15 protein-coding genes and 4 pseudogenes are annotated in these 19,416 nt (G+C 75.4%); 13 read left to right on the forward strand and 6 right to left on the reverse strand.

Features of this window, described 5'->3' with window-relative positions; all coding sequences use genetic code 11:
- Positions 1-675 precede the first annotated feature (675 nt).
- From L6E17_RS23065 to L6E17_RS23080, 4 genes are all read left to right on the forward strand, one after another.
- The gene (locus L6E17_RS23065; RefSeq protein WP_374109127.1) at positions 676-2,937 is read left to right on the forward strand and encodes a SpoIIE family protein phosphatase; all 2,262 of its coding nucleotides are present in this window, start codon (positions 676-678) and stop codon (positions 2,935-2,937) included.
- 567 nt (positions 2,938-3,504) lie between these two features.
- On the forward strand, positions 3,505-4,602 hold the full coding sequence (locus tag L6E17_RS23070; RefSeq protein WP_236242653.1) for a sugar ABC transporter substrate-binding protein: 1,098 nt from the start codon (positions 3,505-3,507) through the stop codon (positions 4,600-4,602).
- Positions 4,603-4,608: 6 nt separating this feature from the next.
- Entirely contained in the window at positions 4,609-5,397 is a 789-nt protein-coding gene (locus tag L6E17_RS23075; RefSeq protein ID WP_236242654.1) for an ATP-binding cassette domain-containing protein, read from the forward strand.
- Positions 5,394-6,620: a sugar ABC transporter permease gene (locus L6E17_RS23080; protein ID WP_236242655.1), complete on the forward strand. Its 1,227-nt coding sequence runs from the start codon at positions 5,394-5,396 to the stop codon at positions 6,618-6,620. The genes L6E17_RS23075 and L6E17_RS23080 overlap by 4 nt, the downstream gene beginning before the upstream one ends.
- Before the next feature lie 48 nt (positions 6,621-6,668).
- Here the strand turns inward: L6E17_RS23080 and tgmB are convergent.
- From tgmB to L6E17_RS23115, 6 genes and pseudogenes are all read right to left on the reverse strand, one after another.
- Positions 6,669-7,591, reverse strand: a pseudogene (tgmB, locus tag L6E17_RS23085) (ATP-grasp ribosomal peptide maturase); the annotation flags it as partial.
- A gap of 8 nt (positions 7,592-7,599) precedes the next feature.
- Positions 7,600-7,794 carry a putative ATP-grasp-modified RiPP gene (tgmA, locus tag L6E17_RS23090; protein ID WP_236242656.1) on the reverse strand — a complete coding sequence of 65 codons (195 nt, stop codon included), beginning with the start codon at positions 7,792-7,794 and terminating at the stop codon, positions 7,600-7,602.
- A gap of 89 nt (positions 7,795-7,883) precedes the next feature.
- A pseudogene (locus tag L6E17_RS23100) lies at positions 7,884-9,079 on the reverse strand (ABC transporter ATP-binding protein).
- Positions 9,080-9,118: 39 nt separating this feature from the next.
- Entirely contained in the window at positions 9,119-9,964 is an 846-nt protein-coding gene (locus L6E17_RS23105) for a carbohydrate ABC transporter permease (RefSeq protein WP_308315925.1), read from the reverse strand.
- Positions 9,964-10,845 (reverse strand): carbohydrate ABC transporter permease, encoded by an 882-nt coding sequence (locus L6E17_RS23110; RefSeq protein ID WP_236242744.1) that lies wholly within the window; start codon positions 10,843-10,845, stop codon positions 9,964-9,966. Before L6E17_RS23110 ends, L6E17_RS23105 begins: the two co-directional genes overlap by 1 nt.
- Before the next feature lie 89 nt (positions 10,846-10,934).
- On the reverse strand, positions 10,935-12,329 hold the full coding sequence (locus L6E17_RS23115) for an ABC transporter substrate-binding protein (RefSeq protein ID WP_236242659.1): 1,395 nt from the start codon (positions 12,327-12,329) through the stop codon (positions 10,935-10,937).
- 488 nt (positions 12,330-12,817) lie between these two features.
- Between L6E17_RS23115 and L6E17_RS23120 the strand changes: the two are divergent.
- The 9 genes and pseudogenes from L6E17_RS23120 to L6E17_RS23155 form a co-directional block, all read left to right on the forward strand.
- A pseudogene (locus L6E17_RS23120) lies at positions 12,818-14,500 on the forward strand (proton-conducting transporter membrane subunit); the annotation flags it as partial.
- A gap of 152 nt (positions 14,501-14,652) precedes the next feature.
- A pseudogene (locus L6E17_RS31155) lies at positions 14,653-14,778 on the forward strand (hypothetical protein); the annotation flags it as partial.
- A gap of 21 nt (positions 14,779-14,799) precedes the next feature.
- Positions 14,800-15,411 carry an MnhB domain-containing protein gene (locus L6E17_RS31160; RefSeq protein WP_236242661.1) on the forward strand — a complete coding sequence of 204 codons (612 nt, stop codon included), beginning with the start codon at positions 14,800-14,802 and terminating at the stop codon, positions 15,409-15,411.
- Entirely contained in the window at positions 15,408-15,863 is a 456-nt protein-coding gene (locus L6E17_RS23130; protein WP_236242662.1) for an NADH-quinone oxidoreductase subunit K, read from the forward strand. Before L6E17_RS31160 ends, L6E17_RS23130 begins: the two co-directional genes overlap by 4 nt.
- Before the next feature lie 114 nt (positions 15,864-15,977).
- Positions 15,978-17,612 (forward strand): proton-conducting transporter membrane subunit, encoded by a 1,635-nt coding sequence (locus L6E17_RS23135; RefSeq protein WP_236242663.1) that lies wholly within the window; start codon positions 15,978-15,980, stop codon positions 17,610-17,612.
- Positions 17,609-18,175, forward strand: coding sequence for a Na+/H+ antiporter subunit E (locus L6E17_RS23140; protein WP_236242664.1), 567 nt, complete (start codon positions 17,609-17,611; stop codon positions 18,173-18,175). The genes L6E17_RS23135 and L6E17_RS23140 overlap by 4 nt, the downstream gene beginning before the upstream one ends.
- Complete coding sequence (locus tag L6E17_RS23145) at positions 18,172-18,438, forward strand: monovalent cation/H+ antiporter complex subunit F (protein ID WP_236242665.1); 267 nt, start codon at positions 18,172-18,174, stop codon at positions 18,436-18,438. Before L6E17_RS23140 ends, L6E17_RS23145 begins: the two co-directional genes overlap by 4 nt.
- Positions 18,435-18,821 (forward strand): monovalent cation/H(+) antiporter subunit G, encoded by a 387-nt coding sequence (gene mnhG, locus L6E17_RS23150; RefSeq protein ID WP_236242666.1) that lies wholly within the window; start codon positions 18,435-18,437, stop codon positions 18,819-18,821. The genes L6E17_RS23145 and mnhG overlap by 4 nt, the downstream gene beginning before the upstream one ends.
- A gap of 6 nt (positions 18,822-18,827) precedes the next feature.
- Entirely contained in the window at positions 18,828-19,307 is a 480-nt protein-coding gene (locus tag L6E17_RS23155) for a hypothetical protein (protein ID WP_236242667.1), read from the forward strand.
- Positions 19,308-19,416: the final 109 nt, after the last annotated feature.

Below are 19,416 nucleotides of genomic sequence, written 5' to 3' on the forward strand. Positions count from 1 at the left end.
GCTGGCCGACAGCGGGAGCGAGCTGCGGCTCGCGGAGACGGTCGACTACGGCGGACCGTTCCTTCCTGCCCCGGCGTACACCCTGACCGGTCGTTCCTCGGTCGCGGAGGCGTGCCGGGCCGGGCGGCCGCTGTGGCTGGGCACCGAAGCGCTCGCTGCCGACGCGGAGCACGAGCCGGAGCGGGCCGAGCCTCCGACGGACGGGGACCGTGAACCGCCGCTGCGCGACGGCGCGACCGGACACGGCGGCCTCGGGGCGCACGCGGCCGCCGGCAGCCCCCGGACGGAGGCGGCGGACGCGCCCGGTGCCGGCGGGAGCGGCGACACCCCGCACCGGCCCGGCGGGGAGAGCGGCGGCACCCCGCACAGGCCCGGCGGGGAGAGCGGCGGCACCCCGCACCGGCCCGGCGGGGAGAGCGGCGGCACCCCGCACAAGCCCGGCGGGGAGAGCCGCGGCGGGGTGGCACACGGTCTGCGAGGCGGCGCGCGGCACCTTCCGCACGCCTCCCGGGAGGACGCGTCCGCCGGCGCACCCGTCGGGAACGGGGCCCGGGTCGAGGCGGCGCACGCGTCGAGGACGGTGCCGGGGGTGAGGGCGATGCCGGGAGTGAGGGCGGTGCCCGGGGCGGTGCCGGCACCCGCGACCGGGTCCGGCGGGACGGTGACGTGTCCGCCTTGCGGGATGTGCCCGAGTGGTCCGGCGGCGCCCGTGCGGGTCCCACCGCCGGCCACGCCGACCCGGACGGTGCGGACCCCGGCCCCCGATCCGGAGAACCGCCGGGCGGCGGGCCCGTGGTGCTGGGGGCGCTGCCGCTGGGCGGCGAGTCCAGGCTGCTCGGGTGCCTGCTCGTCGCCGCCCGGCCCGGTGCGGGCTTCGACGCCGACCAGCGCGCCCTGCTGGAGCTGTACGCCGACCAGACGGCCGCCGGCCTCGAAGCCGCGGCCGCCCGGACGCTGCCGGCGCGCACCGAACCCAGCCCCCGCACCGGGCCGGGCCTGCTGCCCCGGCGCGGCGGCGCCTTCGTCATGACCGTGCACACCGGCCGCATGGCGGCGGACGACTCCGTACTCGACCTGCTCGGCATCGCGCCGGACGCGTTCGACGGCAACGTGTCGACCCTGCTGGAGCACACCGTCCCCGACGACCTCCCGGCCCTCATGGCGATCGTCGAACCGGGCCGGGTGGTCGGCGACCAGCAGCTGGCCTTCCGTATCCGCAGGCCCGGAGGCGAGCTGCGCTGGCTGGGGCTGCGCTGCCGGGTGCAGACGGACGCCCGCGGCGCCCCCGCCCGGGTGCTCGGGGTCGTCGGCGACGCCTCCTACCTGCGGCCCAGCGTCGACGACGTGTCCCTCGTACAGCGGCTGTCGGCCGCGCTCGCCGGGGCGACCACCATCCGGGAGGTCAGCCGCGTCGTCGTCGACGCCCTGCGTGAACCGCTGCGCGCCGACCGGGTCGCCGTCGCCGAACTGGAGGGCGACCGGCTCGTGGTCACCCTGCTCGACCCGCCGCAGCCCGACGCCTGGCCCGAGTCGTGGCGCTCCGAGTGGCGCTCCGAGTGGCCCGACGCCTCCTGCCACACCCTGCCCACGCTGGAAGGCGCGCTCCGCGAGGGCCATGTCAGCCTGTGGCCCGCCGACACCGGACTCGAACCGGGCCTGGCGGGCATCGGCCCTGGCGGCCTCGCGGTGCTGCCGCTGCCCGCGGAGGGCAGGACGGTCGGCGTGTGCCTGGTCGGCTGGGACCGCGAGCACCGCTTCGGCGCGGAGGAACGCTCGCTGCTCACCGCGACCGCCGGCATGGTCGGTCAGGCCCTTACGCGTGCCCACGCCCTGGACGCGGGACACGAACTGGCCACGATGCTCCAGCGCAGCCTGCTGCCCCGCAAACTCCCCGACCTCGGCGGAGGCACCGCTGTGGCCCGCTACCTTCCCGCGACCCGCGGGCTGGAGGTCGGCGGCGACTGGTACGACGTGATCCCGCTCGCCGACGGGCACGTGGCGCTGGTCATCGGCGACGTGCAGGGCCACAGCGCAGGAGCCGCGACCATCATGGGCCAGATGCGCACCGCCATCCGCGCCTACGCGGTGGAGGGCCACCCGCCCGACGTCGTCGTCGCGCACGCCAACCGGCTGCTCGTCGGCATGGAGACCGACCTGTTCGCCACGTGCTGCTACGTCGACCTCGACATGGAGGAGGGCATCGCCTGGGTCGTCCGCGCCGGGCACCTGCCGCCGCTGCTGCGCCTGCCCGACGGCACCACGCTGGAGACCGCCGCCGAAGGCGGCCCGCCGCTCGGTGTCCTGGCGGACGCCGAGTACCCCATGACGGAGTGGGGACTGGCCCCCGGCACCCTGCTCGCCCTCGTCACCGACGGGCTGGTCGAGTCCTCCAGCCTGCCGATGGAGGAGGGCATGCGGGCGGTGCGCGGCCTGCTCGCCGCCGCGGACCCGGCCGACCCCGGACGCGTCGCGGACGAGCTCCTCGCGCACCACCACCGCCGCGACGACGACGTGGCCGTCCTGCTGCTGCGCTACGACGGCATGCGGGTACGGCCCATCCGCGCCCGCTGGGCGGTGTGGCGGCTGCCGGACGCCGTGATGCACGCGCGCCGCTTCACCGCGCGCACCCTGCGCTCCTGGTCCGCGGACGGGGCGCTCGACATGGCGCTGCTGGTGGTCTCCGAGCTGGTCACCAACGCCGTCGCCCACACGCGGGGGGAAGTGCGGTTGGACCTCACGCTCGCCGGGGACCGGCTGCGCATCGCCGTCAACGACACCTCTCCCCGCGCCCCCGTCAGGGCCGCCAGCACCGACTGGGAGGCGACCGGAGGCCGGGGGCTCCTGCTCGTCGAGGCCGTGTCGACGTCCTGGGGCTCCCTGCCGCTCGGCGGCGGCAAGCAGGTCTGGGCCGAACTCACCGTGGAGCGGACGCCATGAACCCCCGCAGCACACCCCCGCACACCCCCGGCCGGCAGGCCCCGCCCCCGCCGGAGGCCGGTCGATTGGCTCCGCCCCTGCCCGACGCCCGGCGGCTTCAGCCCCCGCAGACGACTGCGCAGGTTGCGTCCGTCCGCCCCGCCGGGGAGGCGCCGCGCCCGCACAGCCCCGGCGGGCAGGCCCCGCCCCGGACGGGCGCCGATCGGCAGGCCCCGCCCCGGACGGGCGCCGATCGGCAGGCCCCGCCGCCACCCGACACCGACCGGCAGCCCCGGCCCCCGCACACCGACGACCGGTCGGCGCCCCCGCAGTTCACAGCCACAGCCACAGCCACAGCCACAGCCACAGCCACCGCTGCCGCCGCCAGCGCTACCGCCACCGCCGCCGTGCCCCAGTCGCCGCCCGTGCCCCCGGTGGCTCTCGACCCCGCCCCCGCGCAGCCCTCCGGCGGCACGGCGCGGCGCCGCCCCCGTACCACCGCCCCCAAACCACCGCCCCCGTACCGCCGCCCCCGCAGCGCGGCGGCGCCGGCGGGGTCGGCGGCGTGCCGGGGCCCTCGCGCTCGCCGTGCTGCTCCTCGGCGGCGGGCTCGCCGCCTGCGGCAAGGCCGCCGAGGTGCGCGACGGCGGGGCCGGACAGGCCGTCGCCCGGGACAGCAACGCCATCGGCCTGCTGCTGCCGGGCAGCACCGACCGCTGGGAGAAGTACGACAGGCCCCTTCTGGAGCAGCGCATCCGCGAGCTGTGCCCCGAGTGCACCGTGCGGTCCGCCAGCGCCCAGCAGGAAGTGGCCATCCAGCGGCAGCAGATCGACGCCATGATCACCCAGGGGGTGCGGGTGCTGGTCCTCAGCGCCGTCGACGGCCGGTCCGTCGCCTCCTCCGTCGAGAAGGCGCGCGACGCCGGAATCGATGTCGTCGCCTACGACCGGCTCGCCGAGGGGCCGATCTCCGGCTACGTGTCCTTCGACGGCGAGGAGGTCGGCCGCCTCCAGGCGCGGGCCCTGCTGGACGCCCTCGGTGAGGAGGCCGGCAGCAGCCGGATCGTCATGATGAACGGCGACCCGGCGGACCCGAACTCCGGGTGGTTCAAGGAAGGTGCGCTGTCCGTCCTCGACGGCAGGGTGCACATCGCCAAGTCGTACGACACCGTCGAGTGGCGGCCCACGAACGCGCACCTGAACATGGCCGGCGCCATCGCAGCCCTCGGCGCGGACGGCATCGACGGCGTCTACTCGGCCAACGACGGTCTCGCCTCCGGCGTCATCGCCGCCCTCAAGTCCGCCAGGATCCGCCCGCTGCCGCCCGTGACCGGCCAGGACGCCGAGCTCGCCGGCATCCAGCGGATCGTGGCCGGCGAGCAGTACATGACCGTCTACAAGCCGTTCCGGCAGGAAGCGGACGCCGCGGCCCGGATGGCCGTCGCCCTGGTCCGCGGGCAGACCCTCGACGGCATCGCCGAGTCCACGGTGACCAGCGGCGACGACGACGGCGGCCCCGGCACCCGCACCCACGGCATCCCGGCCGTCCTGCTCACGCCCGTGCCCGTCACCGCCGGCACCATACGGGACACCGTCGTCGCGGACGGCCTCCACACCGTCGACCAGATCTGCACCCCCGAGTACGCCTCCGCCTGCGAGAAGGCCGGACTGACCGACACGGAGTGAAAGCCCATGGCCCACCAGTCAGCGGCGCCCCTGCTCGCCCTGCGGGGCATCCGCAAGCGGTACGGCGCCGTACAGGCCCTCGCCGACGTCGATCTGGACATCCACGCCGGCGAGGTCGTCGCGCTGGTCGGCGACAACGGCGCCGGGAAGTCCACCCTCGTCAAGGTCATCGCCGGGGTCGACCCCGCCGACCGCGGCACGATCGCATGGGAGGGCAGGACCGTGCACCTGACCCGCCCCCACGACGCCCAGGGCCTCGGCATCGCGACCGTGTACCAGGACCTGGCGCTCTGCGACAACCTCGACGTCGTCGGCAACCTCTTCCTCGGCCGCGAACTGCGCCGCTTCGGCCTCCTCGACGAGGTCGAGATGGAGCGCCGCACCCTCGGCCTGCTGCACTCCTTCGCGATCCGCATGCCGAGCGTTCGGCTCCCCGTGGCCTCCCTCTCCGGGGGCCAGCGGCAGACCATCGCCATCTCCCGCTCCCTCATCGGGGAACCCCGGCTCGTCCTCCTCGACGAGCCCACCGCCGCACTCGGCATCGAGCAGACCGCACAGGTCCTCAACGTCGTCGACCGGCTGCGCGAACGCGGCCTCGGCGTCCTCCTCATCAGCCACAACCTGGGCGACGTCAAAGCGGTCGCGGACTCCGTGGCCGTGCTGCGGCTCGGCCGGAACAACGGCTTCTTCGACGTGACCACCACCTCCTACGAGCAGATCGTCTCCTCGATCACCGGAGCGACGGACAACGCCGTGACCCGCAGGACCTCACCCGAGTGGGAGGCGGACCGGTGAGGGCCGCGCCGACCGCAGGGGACAGTCGGACGACGCGGGCCCGCCTCGCGCACTCCGGCGAGGCGCTCACCCGCCGGCTGCGCGTCGGCGAGCTCGGCTCACTGCCCGTCCTGATCAGCCTCGCCGCCATCTGGATCATCTTCGCCGGCCTCGACGAGGCGTTCCTCTCCCCCCGCAACCTGTCCAACCTCAGCATCGACATCGTCGGCACCGGACTCATCGCCGTGGGCATCGTCTTCGTGCTGCTGCTCGGCGAGATCGACCTCTCCGTCGGCTCCGTCAGCGGACTCTCGGCGGCTGTGTTCGCGGTGCTGAACGTCCACCACGGCATGCCCGAGGCCCCCGCGGTGGCGCTGGCCGTCGCCCTGGGCACGGCCATCGGCCTCTTCCAGGGCCTCGTGTTCACGAAGGTCGGCGTACCCGCCTTCGTGGTCACCCTCGCCGGGCTGCTCGGCTGGAACGGCCTCATGCTGTACATCCTCGGCGCGAGCGGCACCGTCAACCTCGACGACGACGGCCTCGTCGCCCAGCTGACGGACTACTACTTCTCGTACGTGGCCGTCGCCTACGGCGTGGCAGCCGTCGGGGTCGCCGGCTACTTCCTCGCCGCCGTGACCGACGCGCGCCGCCGCCGCTCCGCGGGTGTGCCGTCCCGCGGCACCCGCGAGATCGCCGTCCGCACCGCGGCCCTCGCCGCGGTCGCCTTCGCGACTGCGGTCGTGCTCAACCGGTTCCAGGGGCTGCCCCTGGCCCTGCTGATCTTCCTCGTCCTGCTCGTCGTCCTCGACCAGGTACTGCGCCGCACACGGTACGGGCGGACCGTGTTCGCGCTCGGCGGCCGGCTGGAGGCCGCCCGGCGGGCCGGGATCAGCGTCGACCGGGTCCGGATCTCCGTCTTCATGGTCTCCGGGACCATGGCCGCGCTCGGCGGGCTGTTCCTCGCCTCCCGCGTCACCTCCGCCAGCCAGTCCTCCGGCGGCGGCAACCTGCTCATGAACGCCATCGCCGCCGCCGTCATCGGCGGCACCAGCCTCTTCGGCGGCCGCGGCACGGTCTGGTCCGCGCTGTTCGGCGTCCTGGTCATCCAGTCGATCGCGTCCGGAGTCGCCCTCCTCGGCATCCGCGGCGCCGTCCAGTTCATGATCACCGGAGGGGTGCTGCTGCTCGCCGTCGTCATCGACTCGCTGTCGCGGCGCGCCCAGAAAGCCCACGGCCGGGTGTGACGGGCGCACCGCCGCACCCACCGCAGCCGCGCCCCCGGCGGGCCGACCCGCCAGCCACACGGCGACCGCCCGCGCGATCGGCTGCCCTGTGGCGAGCTCCACGAAGCCGAACTGGCCGCCCTGGTTGCACTCCAGGAACCACCACACCCCCGCCGCGTCCTCCGCGAAGTCGAACGCCCCGTACGCCAGCGACGCCGACTCCAGATAGGCCCGTACGGCCCGCCCCACGTGCTCGGGCACCCCCACCGGGCGCCACGCGCGGCCGGTGTCGCCGTACCGCCCGTCGACCTGGCCGGGCACGGCGTCCTTCCGCGCGGCGAACAGCCGCCGCCGACGGCCGTCAGCCGCACGTCGGCCCGCTTCGCGACGTACCGCTGGAGCAGCGTGGGACCCGCCGCCACGGCGGCGAAGTCCGCCCCCGGCCCGACCAGCGACGTCGGCATCGCCAGCGGCCCCTCCCCGCCGGTGTCCCGCGGCGGACCCGACAGGGTCTTGACCACGACCTGCCGGTGCAGCGCCGCGAACTCCTGCGCGGCCCTCGGGAACGTGGTGACGACCGCGGGCGGCACGGGAAAGCCGCTGCGGTGCGCCAGCCGCAGCTGCCACGGCTTGTACCGGGCCCGCTGCGCCGCACCCGGGTGGTTCATCCACCGCGCGCCCGTGCACAGCAGCATCCCGTACAGCGCCTGCCGGGTCTCCTCGGTGAGCCACGGCGACGCCCCCGGCGCCCGCGCCGCCGGCTCTCCGGGCCTGCGGACCCAGATGCCGCGCAGCGCGGCGGTGCTCACCATGCGGCCGTCCACGGACAGGTAGCCGTGGACCTCGCCCCGTACGTACTCCGCCGACAGCGCTGCCCTGCCGGGCAGGTCGGCCGGGTCCAGCCGCACCACCGGGACGGACCGCTCCAGCAGCCGGGCCACCACCAGATCCGCCGTCACGTCCTGCTCGCACGTCAGGACCAGCACGCTCATCGCGCGGCTCAGTCGTCGAAGTGCGTCTGGGAGCCGGCCGTCGACGTCGTGGTGCCCGTCGCGCGCAGCACCTCCCGGTCCGTGATCGCCGGCCGGCCGTCGGGCAGCACGTTCAGCTGGAGCGCCGGGTCGTAGACGTACGGTACGGGGACGTCCACGGGATCGGCCGGCACGGCGTACTGGAACGCGAACGGTCGTCTCATCGGCGTGGCTCTCCCTCGGTCCCTCGGTGACTGCCGCCTGGCTCACCGAGCAGTACGCACGGCGCCCGCGGTGTGCTCATCACCCTCCGTCACCGGCGGGGGCCCCGGTCCTCGCGGTACGTCAGGTTCACCCCGCTCGCCGGGTCGAACAGGTGCATGGCCGACGTGTCGGCGTACAGCTCCGCCGGGGCGCCCTCGCGGACCCGGGTCGCCGTGCTCAGCCGCGTCACGATCCGCCCGCCCGGCGCCGCTCCCGCCTCCGCCGCGAGCTCCGCCAACTCGGCGGGCCGGGCGGCGGCCGCGGGCACCTCGTCCTCCTCCGCCTCCACATGGGCGTACACGTCCGACCCCAGCGACTCCACGACCTCCACGCCCGCCGTGAACCGCGCCCCCGGCCGCCCGGGTCCACCAGCGCCGCGTCCTCGAACGCCTCGGGACGCAGCCCCACGACCAGCTCGCGCGGCGCGCCCGCGGCCTCCAGCCGCACGCGCACCCCGTCCTCCAGCGGCAGGTCGCCCAGCGCCGTGCGCAGCAGCCCGCCCTCCACCGCGCCCCGCAGGAAGTTCATGGCGGGCGAGCCGATGAAACCCGCCACGAACAGGTTGCGCGGCTCGTCGTACAGGTGCTGCGGCGTGCCCACCTGCTGCACGACGCCGCCCCGCATCACCACGACCCGGTCGCCGAGCGTCATCGCCTCCGTCTGGTCGTGCGTCACGTAGACGGTGGTGGTGCCCAGCCGCTGCTGGAGCCGGGAGATCTGGGTGCGCATCTGCACCCGCAGCTTCGCGTCCAGGTTCGACAGCGGCTCGTCCATCAGGAAGACCTTGGGGTCGCGGACGATGGCCCGGCCCATCGCGACGCGCTGCCGCTGCCCGCCCGACAACTGCGCCGGCTTGCGGTCCAGGTGCTCCGTCAGGCCCAGGATGCGGGCGGCCTCCTCCACCTTCTCCCTGACGACCGCCTTGTCCGTCTTCGCCAGCCGCAGCGCGAACCCCATGTTGTCGCGCACGCTCATGTGCGGGTACAGGGCGTAGCTCTGGAACACCATGGCGATGTCCCGGTCCTTCGGCGCCTTGTCGTTGACGACGCGCCCCCCGATGCGCAGGGTGCCCTCGGTGATGTCCTCCAGCCCCGCGATCATGTTCAGCGTCGTCGACTTCCCGCACCCCGAGGGCCCCACCAGGATGACGAACTCCCCGTCCGCCACCTCCAGGTCGACGTCGCGCACCGCCACGGACCCGTCGGGGAACCGCTTGGTGACGCCCTCAAGAACGATCTCGGCCACGGTACGTGCTCCTTGGTGCTCCTTGAAGGGGTGCGCCGGTCAGCCCTTGACCGCGCCGGAGGTCAGCCCGGCGACGATGCGCCGCTGGAACAGCAGGACGAACACGACGACGGGCACCGTGATGACCACCGCGGCCGCCGCGATCGACCCCGTCGGCTGCTGGAACTGGCTGCTGCCCGTGAAGAACGCGATCGCCGCGGGCACCGTCCGCGCCGACTGCGTCGACGTCAACGAGATCGCGAACAGGAAGTCGTTCCAGCAGAAGATGAACACCAGGATCGCCGTGGTGAACACCCCCGGAGCCGCCAGCGGCGCGATCACCAGCCGGAACGCCTGCGCCGGTGTCGCCCCGTCGACCTTCGCCGCCTTCTCCAGGTCCCAGGGGATCTCCCGGAAGAACGCCGACAGGGTGTAGATCGCCAGCGGCAGGGAGAACGTCATGTACGGCAGGACCAGCCCCGCCCACGTGTCGAAGAGGCCCAGCGCCCGCTCGATCGCGAACAGCGGCGACACCAGCGAGATCGGCGGGAACATCGCGATCAGCAGCGACACCCCGATCAGCAGCCGCTTCCCCGGGAACCGCAGCCGCGCCACCGCGTAGGCGGCCATCGTCCCCAGCGCGACCGCGATTGCGGTCGCGATCAGCGCGATCCCGATCGAGTTGACCAGCGCCCTCGTGAACTCCGCCGTCTCGAAGATGCCCCGGTAGTTGTCCCACGTCCACCGCGCGGGGATGAACCGGCCGTCGCCCAGCGTCGACGGATCCTTGAAGGACAGCGCCGCGATCCAGCACACCGGCAGCAGCGCGTACACCACGACCACCGTGTTGGCGGCGGTCCACCCCGCCATCCGGCGCCGCCCGCCGGCACCCGCTCCCGCCGCCATCAGCGGCCCACCTCCCCGGCCCCGGGCGCGGCCGCCCCGAACAGCTTGACGAACGCGAACGCGATCAGCGCCACGCAGAGGAAGATCAGCACCGAGATCGCCGACCCGATGCCCAGGTTGAGCGCGGTGAACAGGTTGTCGTAGCCGAGGATCGACAGCGACCCGGTGCCGTGGGCTCCCCGCGTCAGCACGTAGATGCTGTCGAAGACACGGAACGCGTCCAGGGTGCGGAACAGCAGCGCCACCAGGATCGCCGGCTTCATCAGCGGCAGGACGACCCTCGTGAACCGCTGCCACGGCCCCGCCCCGTCCACCATCGCCGCCCGCAGCGTCTCCTCGGGCACCAGCGCCAGCCCGGCGAGCAGCAGCAGCGCCATGAACGGCGTGGTCTTCCACACCTCCGCCAGGATGATGATGCCCAGCGCCGGCCACTGCTCCGTCAGTGGGGCCTCCCCGGCCGGCAGCAGCTCCGCCAGGTAGCCGGTGCCGGGCGTCCACGCGTACTGCCAGGAGTAGGCCGCCACGACGGTGACGATCCCGTACGGCACGAGGACCGCCGTCCGCACCGTGCCCCGCCCCAGCAGGGTGCGGTGCATCACCAGCGCCAGCGCCAGGCCGAGCACCAGCTCGACGGCGACCGACACGGCGGTGATGAGGACCGTCACCCAGAACGCCTCCCACCAGAACGGCGACGACAGCACGGCCGCGTAGTTGGCCAGCCCCACGAACTCCGCCCGCTCGGGGAAGCGGAGGTCGTACCGCTGGAGGGACAGGTACACCGCGTACCCGATCGGATAGGCCGTCACGGCCACCATCACGAGGACGGCCGGAGCGCACAGCAGCCACCCCAGCCGCCGCTCCTGCCGCGCCCCCTCCGACAGCCCTACCGCCGCCCGCCCTCGCGGCGCGGCGCCACCGGCCGCGGACCGCGCGGGCGGTGGCGCGGGCGCCGGCTTCTCGGAGGCCCGGCTCACGGGATCAGCCCCTTCGACGCCAGGGCGTCCCGGATCTGCTCCCGGATGGTCCGCACGTCCTCCCGCGGACGGATCGCGGAAGGAGGGGACAGGGTGTGGGCGATGACGATCGACACGTTCTGGTAGGCCGGGGTCTTCGGGCGGACGCTCGCCTGCTCCAGCGCCTGCAGGATCGCCTCGGCGAAGGGGTAGCTCTTCACGAACTCCTCGTCGGTGTACAGGTCCCGCAGGGTGGGCGGCAGGCCGCCGCGCACCGCCGCGGTGAACTGGTTCTCGCGGTTGCGCAGGCACAGCGCCGCCTCGAACGCCAGGTCCGGGTGGGGGGAGAACGCGCCGACCGCCAGGTCGATCCCGCCGATGGTGGGCCGGGCGGGCGTGTCCGGGTCCACCCGCGGGTACGGCGCCCACCGGAAGTGCCGGAACAACTCCGGGTTGTTCGCCTGCATCGACGGATACACGAACGGGTAGTTCAGCTCGAACGCGGCCCGCCCGGACTCCATCGCCAGCCGGTTCTGGTCCTCCATCTGGTTCGGCAGCGACGGGTCGGCCGCCACCGAGCGCGCCAGCTCGCGCATGATCCCCGCCGCCCGCACGGCCGGAGCCCCCAGGGCGGGTGCATCGGCGTCCGGGGTGAGGATCGCACCGCCCGCACTGGCGACCAGCGTGTTGAACCAGACCGTCAGCCCCTCGTACTGCGCGCCCTGCACCTCCACGTAGTGCGGCCGGCCCTGCTCCGCGAGCCGGCGGGCCGCGTCAAGCATCTCGTCCCAGGTGCGCGGCGGCCGGTCGACCAGGTCGGCGCGGTACCACAGCAGCTGCGTGTTGGCGTTGTACGGGACGGCGTACAGGCGGCCCTTCCACGTCGCCGTCTCCAGCGGCACCCGGAGCGTGCCCTCCTCCGCCCGCTGCCGCAGCCGGCCCGTCCACGGCAGGATCCAGCCGGCCTCCGCGAACTCCGCCGCCCACGTCACGTCGAGCCCCATGACGTCGATCGCGTCGTCGCGCGCCGCCAACCGCCGCACCAGCTGCTGCCGCTGCCCGTCGGCGGTACGCGGCAGCTTGTGGTACTCCACGCGGTAGCGGCCGGCCGAGGCCCGGCTGCACCGGTCGGCGGCCTCGGCGAGCGCCCCCGAGTCGTCCGGGAAGTTGTACCAGTGCACCGTCGGCGGGCCGGCTCCGCCGCCCCCGCACGCCGACAGCAGGGCCGCGAGCAGCGGCAGCACCACCAGCACCCGCACCGCCCGGGACGCAACCCCGCCCCGCCCCCGGCGCGCTGCCGCCACCGCCGCCTCCGCACACCGGCCGGCGCCGCCCGGGCGCAGCCCCGCAGCGCGGCGGCCGCCCCCGACGAGCGGCCGCCGGTCGAGGTCCTCCCGGCCCGCACCAGACATGCAGCCGACCGTAGGCGGCTGCCGCCGCCCTGCACGGCGCACCGCCGCGAGCCGGCCGCGCTCCCACCCGACCGGCCGACCCGAGCCCTCCCCGGCGCGGCGGCCGGCCACCCGATCGGACCGCACACCCGCGTGGTGGCGCGGCCCCACCGCCGTCCGCGGACATGATGGCCCTGCCGTCGCCACCGGGCAGCAAGCCCACGGGGACGGCACCGGACCCGACCGCGGCGAGGGGGACGAGGGGAAGACGCGCTGTGCTGCTCCTGCTCGCCCTGCACGCCGTCACCGCACCGCTGCTGCTCCCGGCCGCGCGGCGCCTCGGCGGCCGCGTCTGGTACGCAGCCGCCCTCGTGCCCCTGCTCACCCTCGCCTGGTCGGCGTACCGCGCGCAGGGCGTGCTGGACGGGCGGCCGCTGGAGGAGGAGCTGCCGTGGGCGGGGAGCCTCGGGCTTGTCGTGGACCTGCGCCTCGACGCCCTGTCCCTGCTCATGCTGTGGATCGTCGCCGGCGTCGGCGTCGCCGTCCTGCTCTACGCCCGCCACTACACCCCGCGCGACCACGGGCGGGAGGCCGCGCTGATGCTGGCCTTCGCCGGTGCGATGACGGGCCTGGTCCTCGCCGACAACCTGTTCCTCCTCTACGTCTTCTGGGAGGCGACCACCGTCGTCTCCTTCCTCCTCATCGCCGGCCGCGGCGCACGCGGCGAACGGCGCGCGGCCGCCTTCCGGGCCCTCCTCGTCACGACCGCCGGCGGACTGGCCATGCTGCTCGGCCTCGTGCTGCTCGGCCGCGCCGCCGGCACGTACCGGATCTCCGCGCTCGTCGCCGACCCGCCCTCCGGCGGGACCACCGCCGCCGCCGTGGTGCTGGTCCTCGTCGGCGTGCTCGCCAAGTCCGCGCAGATGCCCCTGCACGGCTGGCTGCCCGCCGCCATGGTGGCGCCCACCCCCGTCAGCGCCTACCTGCACGCCGCCGCCATGGTGAAGGCCGGCGTGTACCTCGTCGCCCGGCTCGCGCCCGGCCTCGCCGACACCCCGCCCTGGCGGCCCCTCCTCCTCACCGCCGCCCTCGTGTCGCTGGTCCTCGCCGCGTGGCGCGCCCTGCGCGAGACCGACCTGAAACGGCTCCTCGCCTACGGCACCATCAGCGAACTGGGCCTCCTCCTCGCCCTCTTCGGCACGGGCGACCGCACCGCAGCCCTGGCCGGAGCGGCTTTCCTGGCCGCCCACGCCGCCTTCAAGTCCGCCCTCTTCCTCACCGTCGGCGTCATCGACCACCAGACCGGCACCCGCACCATCGGCGAACTGTCCGGGCTCGCCCGGCGCATGCCGCTGCTCTTCGCCACCGCCCTGCTCGCCGCGGCCTCCATGGCCGGCCTGCCGCCCCTCGCCGGGTACGTCGCGAAGGAAGCCGCCCTGGAAGCGTTCCTGCCCGGCAGCCACGGCACCACCTGGCCGCTGCCCGCCGTCGCCGCGGGCGCCGCGCTCACCGCGGCGTACACGGCGCGCTTCCTGCGCGGCGCCTTCGGCGGCCGGGGCACCGGCGCCACCGGACGGCACGCGGACCGCCCGGCGCCCGGCTTCGTCGCGCCCGCCGCCGCGCTGGCCGCCGCGGGACTCGCCCTCGGCATCGGGTACGCCGGACTGGGGGCCGTCGCCCGCGTCTACGCGGACGAACTGCCGGAGCACCGCCCCCACCCGTACGAACTCGCCCTGTGGCACGGCTGGACGCCCGCCCTCGGCCTGTCGGCGCTCACCCTGGCCGCCGGCCTCGCGCTGTACGCGGCCCTCACCGCGCACCGCGGGACCACCGAGCCCGGCACCCCGTACGCCGACCGCGTCCACGCGCGGCTCCGCGGCGGACTCGACGCCGCCGCCCTCCGGTTCACCGGCCGCACCCAGGTCGGCTCCCTGCCCGTCTACCTCACCGTCCTGCTGCTGACGGTCGCCGCCGTGACGGGAACCGCCGCCGCCGTGCTGCCGCAGCCCCTCGGCCCGCTCCACTGGACCTCGTCTGCCGTCGAGGTCCCCGTCGCGGCAGGGGCGCTCGCCGCCACCGCCGCCGTGCTGCGCACCCGCCACCGGCTCACCGGCACCCTCCTGGTCGGCGCCGTCGGCTACGCGGTGGCGGTGCTGTTCCTGCTGCGCGGAGCCCCGGACCTGGCGCTCACCCAGTTCCTGGTGGAGACCATGACGCTCGTCGTGATCGTGCTCGTCCTGCGCCGTATGCCGCCGCGCTTCACCCCGGCCCGCTCCGCGCGGCGGCGCGCGTCGCGCGGGCCGCGGCCGCCGGCTCCCTCGGCTGCGTCTTCGCCGCTCTCGCCCTGGTCACCACGTCCGTACCGCACGCGCCCGCCGCGGGCCGCGCGTACGCCGAACTCGCGCCCGAGGCAGCCGCGAAGAACCTCGTCAACGCGATCGTCGTCGACTTCCGCGCCCTCGACACCCTGGGGGAGAGCGCCGTCCTGCTGGTGACCGCCATCGGCGTCGTCAGCCTGATCCGCGTCTGGACGCGCGGCGAGCCCGACGCACCCGAGCACGCACCGCGCCCGCGTGCCGCGTCTCCGGTCGCCCACTGGGACGAACCGACCGACCAGTGGCTCCCCGGCGCGGACGAGCGGCCGGGCGAGGAGCGCTCCGTCCTCCTGGAGGTCGTCACCCGGCTGCTGTTCCCGTCCGCCCTCGTGCTCTCCCTCTTCCTGCTGTTCTCCGGCCACTCGCGGCCGGGCGGCGGCTTCTCCGGCGGCCTCGTCGCGAGCCAGGCGTTCGTGCTGCGCTACCTGGTGGGCGGCCGGGCCGGTCTCGGCGCGGCGCTGCCCACCGGGTCCGGCGCCGTCGCCGGCACCGGCTTCGCCCTCTGCTCGGGCAGCGCCCTCCTGCCCGTCCTGGCCGGGGCGCCGCCGCTCACCAGCGTGAAGGTCAGCACGCACCTGCCGGTGCTGGGCACGGTCGAGTTCGCCACCAGCCTGTTCTTCGACCTCGGGGTCTACGTCCTCGTCGTCGGCGTCACCCTGAAACTGCTCTCCGCCGTCGGCGCAGCCCTCGGACGGTCCCCCGCCGAGCAGAGCGGAGCACGCCCGTGACCCCCGTCGACCTCACCCTGGCCGCCCTCGTCGGCGCCCTCTACGCCGCCGGCTTCCACCTGATGCTCCAACGCTCCCTGATGCGCGCGGTGCTGGGTTTCGTCCTGCTCGGCCACGGCACGAACCTGCTCCTCCTCGCCTCCGGAGGAGCCCCGGGTGCACCGCCGGTCGCCGACGGCGGCGCCGCCCCGCCGGGCACGGCGTCCGACCCGCTGCCGCAGGCGATGGCCCTCACCTCCATCGTCATCACCTTCGGTCTGACGACGTTCCTCGTGGCCCTGGCATACCGGTCCTGGCTGCTGTCGGGCCACGACGAGGTACGCGACGACGTCGAGGACCGCCGCATCGGCAGCGCCGCCGAACGGGCCCCGTCCGCCGTGCACCGCGCCGAGACCTCGCCCCCGCACGGCACCGCCGGGGACGGCGGCCGGCCGGGAGGGGAGTGGCCGTGACCGCGCTCCTCTCCCTGCCCGTGCTGCTGCCGCTGCTCGCGGCCGCGGTGTCGCTGCGCCCTGCCCCGCACCGCCAAGCGGCTGCTGAGCACCGGCACGCTGGCCGCGGTCCTCGTGGACGCCCTGGGCCTCCTCGTCCGCGCCGACGCCGAAGGCCCGCTGGTGCTGGAGGCCGGCGGCTGGCCCGCGCCGCTCGGCATCGTCCTGGTCGCCGACCGGCTGTCGGCCCTGCTGCTCACGGTGTCGGTGCTGGTCGCCCTCGCCGTCCTCCTGTACGCCATCGGCCAGGGCACCGCCGAGCGGCGGGGTCCGGCCGCCGCCGTCCTGCACCCCGCCTACCTCCTGCTGGTCGCCGGAGTCGCCCTGGCCTACCTGACCGGCGACCTGTTCAACCTGTTCGTCGCCTTCGAGACGATGCTCGCGTCGTCGTACGTGCTGATCACCCTGGACGCCGGCGAGGAACGGGCCCGCGCCGGCATGACGTACACCCTGACCGGGCTCGCGTCCTCGCTGCTGCTGCTCACCGTCGTCGCCCTCGTCTACGCCGCGACCGGCACCGTCAACCTCGCCGACCTCGCCCAGCGCACGGCGGACCTGCCCGACGGGCCGCGGACCGTGCTGGGCCTGCTCGTCCTCGTCGTCTTCGGCATCAAGGCGGCGCTCGTACCGCTCCACTTCTGGCTGCCCGACAGCTATCCCACGGCGCCCGCGCCCATCACCGCCGTCTTCGCGGCGCTCCTGACGAAGGTCGCGTTCTACGCCCTGCTGCGCGTCCGGACCCTGCTGTTCCCGCAGGACGGCGTGGACACCCCGGCCGCGGTCGCCGCCGTCGCCACCATGCTCGTCGGCGTCATCGGCGCCCTCGCCCAGGACGACGTCAACCGCCTGCTGTCCTTCCTGCTGGTCGGCCACATCGGTTTCATGATGTTCGGCCTCGCCCTGTCCGACCAGGCGGGTCTGGCCGGCACCGTCCTGTACATGGTCCACCACATCGTCGTGCAGGCAGCGCTGTTCCTCGCCGCCGGACTCGTCGTCCGCGAGGCCGGCACGCCCGCCCTGCACCGCATGCGCGGGGCCCGCGCACCGTCCGCCGTGCTCTCCCTCCTCTTCGCCGTATCCGCCCTGAGCCTGGCGGGGACGCCGCCGTTGTCCGGCTTCGTCGCGAAGGTGGCGCTGCTCGGCGCCGGCGCCGACGCGGGGGGCGCCGCCGCGTACACGCTGGCCGCCGTCGCCCTCCTCGCCAGCCTGCTCACGCTGTACGCCCTGGCGAAGGCGTGGGCCGCGGCGTTCTGGCGGGAGCGGCCCGCGGAGGACGACGAGGCGCCCGGCACCGCGGACCGCGAAGCGGCCGCCGAGCCCGGCGGCGCCGGGCGGCGCCGAGACGAGGCCGCCGGGCACGGCGAAGGCGCGGGGGAGCGGGGCGGGGGCGCCGGGCGCGGCGGGGCAGGGGAGGAGCGGGACGAGGCCGGGCATGGCGGGGCCGCCGGGCACGGCGGTGGCACCCCGTCCCAGGGAGGGGGCGCCGGGCGCGGCGGGGCAGGGGAGGAGCGGGACGAGGAGCAGGACGAGGCCGCCGGCGGCCGCCGCGGTGTGCTGCTCATGACCGGGACAGCCGCGGCGATGGCCGCGACGGCCGTGGCGGTCGCCGCCTGCGCCGGACTGCTCGCCCCGCTCGCCCAGCGCGCCGCGGGCGACCTGCTCCGCTCCGGTCCGTACACGGCGGCCGTCCTCGGCGGGGAGGCGCGATGAGCCTGCGCGGCCGGACCCGCGGCCTCGCCCGCCACGCCCCCGCCCTCGGCTGGCTGTGGCTGCTGTGGCCGGTGCTCTGGGGGTCCCTCAGCGTGCCCGTGGTGCTGAGCGGCCTCGCCGTCGCCTGCGCGGTGACACTCGCCTTCCCCCTGCCCGCGGTCGGCCCCCGCGCCGCCTGGCGGCCGCTGCGGTTCCTCGGACTCGCCGCCCACCTCCTCGCCGACGTGCTGGTCTCCGCCGCGGTGGTCGGCTGGGAGGCCGTCCGCCGCGGCGGACGCGTCTCGGCCGCGATCGTCGAGGTGCCCGTACGGGCCGACACCGACCTGCTCGTGACGGCCGTGGCCCAGCTCACCACGCTCACCCCCGGCACCCTCGTGCTGGAGATCGACCGCCGCGGCGGCCTCCTCTACGTGCACGCCCTCGGCGTACGCGACCAGGACGGCGCGGACAGCCGCCGCGACGACACCCGTGCCGTGGACCGCCGCGTCATGGCCGCCCTCGCCGCCCGCACCGGCCCCGGCCGGCCCGCGGCGACCGCACCGCAGCCCCGGGAGGACCGTTGACCGTCGCCTTGAACCTGGCCCTCGGCATCCTCGTGGCCTCCGGCCTGATCATCCTCGTACGGATGCTGCGCGGCCCCGCCGCCCTGGACCGCATCGTCGCCCTGGACGTCCTCGCCTCCGTGATCATCGCCGGGACCACCGTGCACATGGCCCTGTGGCGCGACCCCACCCCGCTGCCGGTGCTCGTCGTGCTGGCCCTCCTCGCCTTCATCGGCTCCGTCACCGCCGCCCACCTCGTGGAACGCAGGGAGGGCATGCGGTGACCCTGCTCCGGGACGCCCTGTCCGCCGTCCTCATCCTCGCCGGCTCCGCGTTCTGCCTGCTGGCCGCGCTGGGGCTGCTCCGCTTCCCCGACACCCTCACCCGGCTGCACGCCGCCACCAAGGCCCAGTCGGCGGGACTGCTGCTGACCCTCGCCGGCGGCGCCCTGCGCACCCCCGCGGGAGCCTCCGCGGCGCTGCTCCTCATCGCCGTGTTCCTCGTGCTGACCGCACCCGTCACCGCGCAGATCGTCGGCCGCGTCGCCTACCGGACCGGTGCCGTCCGCCGTACCGCCCTCGTCTGCGACGACCTGCGCGATCGCCTCGCCCGTGAGGGTGACGCCCCCGCCCCGCAGGCACCGGGCGACCACGACGAGGGGAAGTGACCCGCCGTGAACGTCCGCCACGTCAAGAAGGGCCTGCGGGCCTCCCTGCGCAACAACGGGCAGGCCTACGGCTTCTCGGTCTCCATCACCGCGTCCATGGCCCTGCTGAACAGCCACACCCGCGTGGACGGCGCCGCCCCGGTCGTGTACTTCGCCCTCGCCTCCGCCGCCGCCAGCGTGCTGGAGGCCCTCGCCTCCCACGGCTTCCGCAAGCCCATGGACGAGGAGCCGAGTGCCACGACCGCCCTGGGCATCTCGCTCAGCCTCGCCTCCGTCGGCATGTCGACCTGCCTGGCGTGGCTCGTGGCCGACGCCGTCGGCGGGGTCCCCGCCTGGCCGCTCACCGGGTTCCTCGTCTCCACCGCCTACCCCCTGGCCGCGGGGATCGAGCTGGCCGTGGCGGAGCGGGCCCGGGAGAAGTCCGGGCAGGAGCCGGAGGACCGGCAGGAGGGCGGACAGGGCGGGGGGAACGGGGGCGACGGGTAGAGGCGTTCACCCGCCCGGCCCCGCGGCGGGCCCCGACCGCGCCGCTCGACGGCGTGTCCGGGCCCCGCGGGGCACCGGGCCGTGAGGGGATGGCCGGGCAGCCGCGCCG

This window comes from Streptomyces sp. CC228A, from assembly GCF_021390935.1.
In the GTDB taxonomy this organism is placed as follows: domain Bacteria; phylum Actinomycetota; class Actinomycetes; order Streptomycetales; family Streptomycetaceae; genus Streptomyces.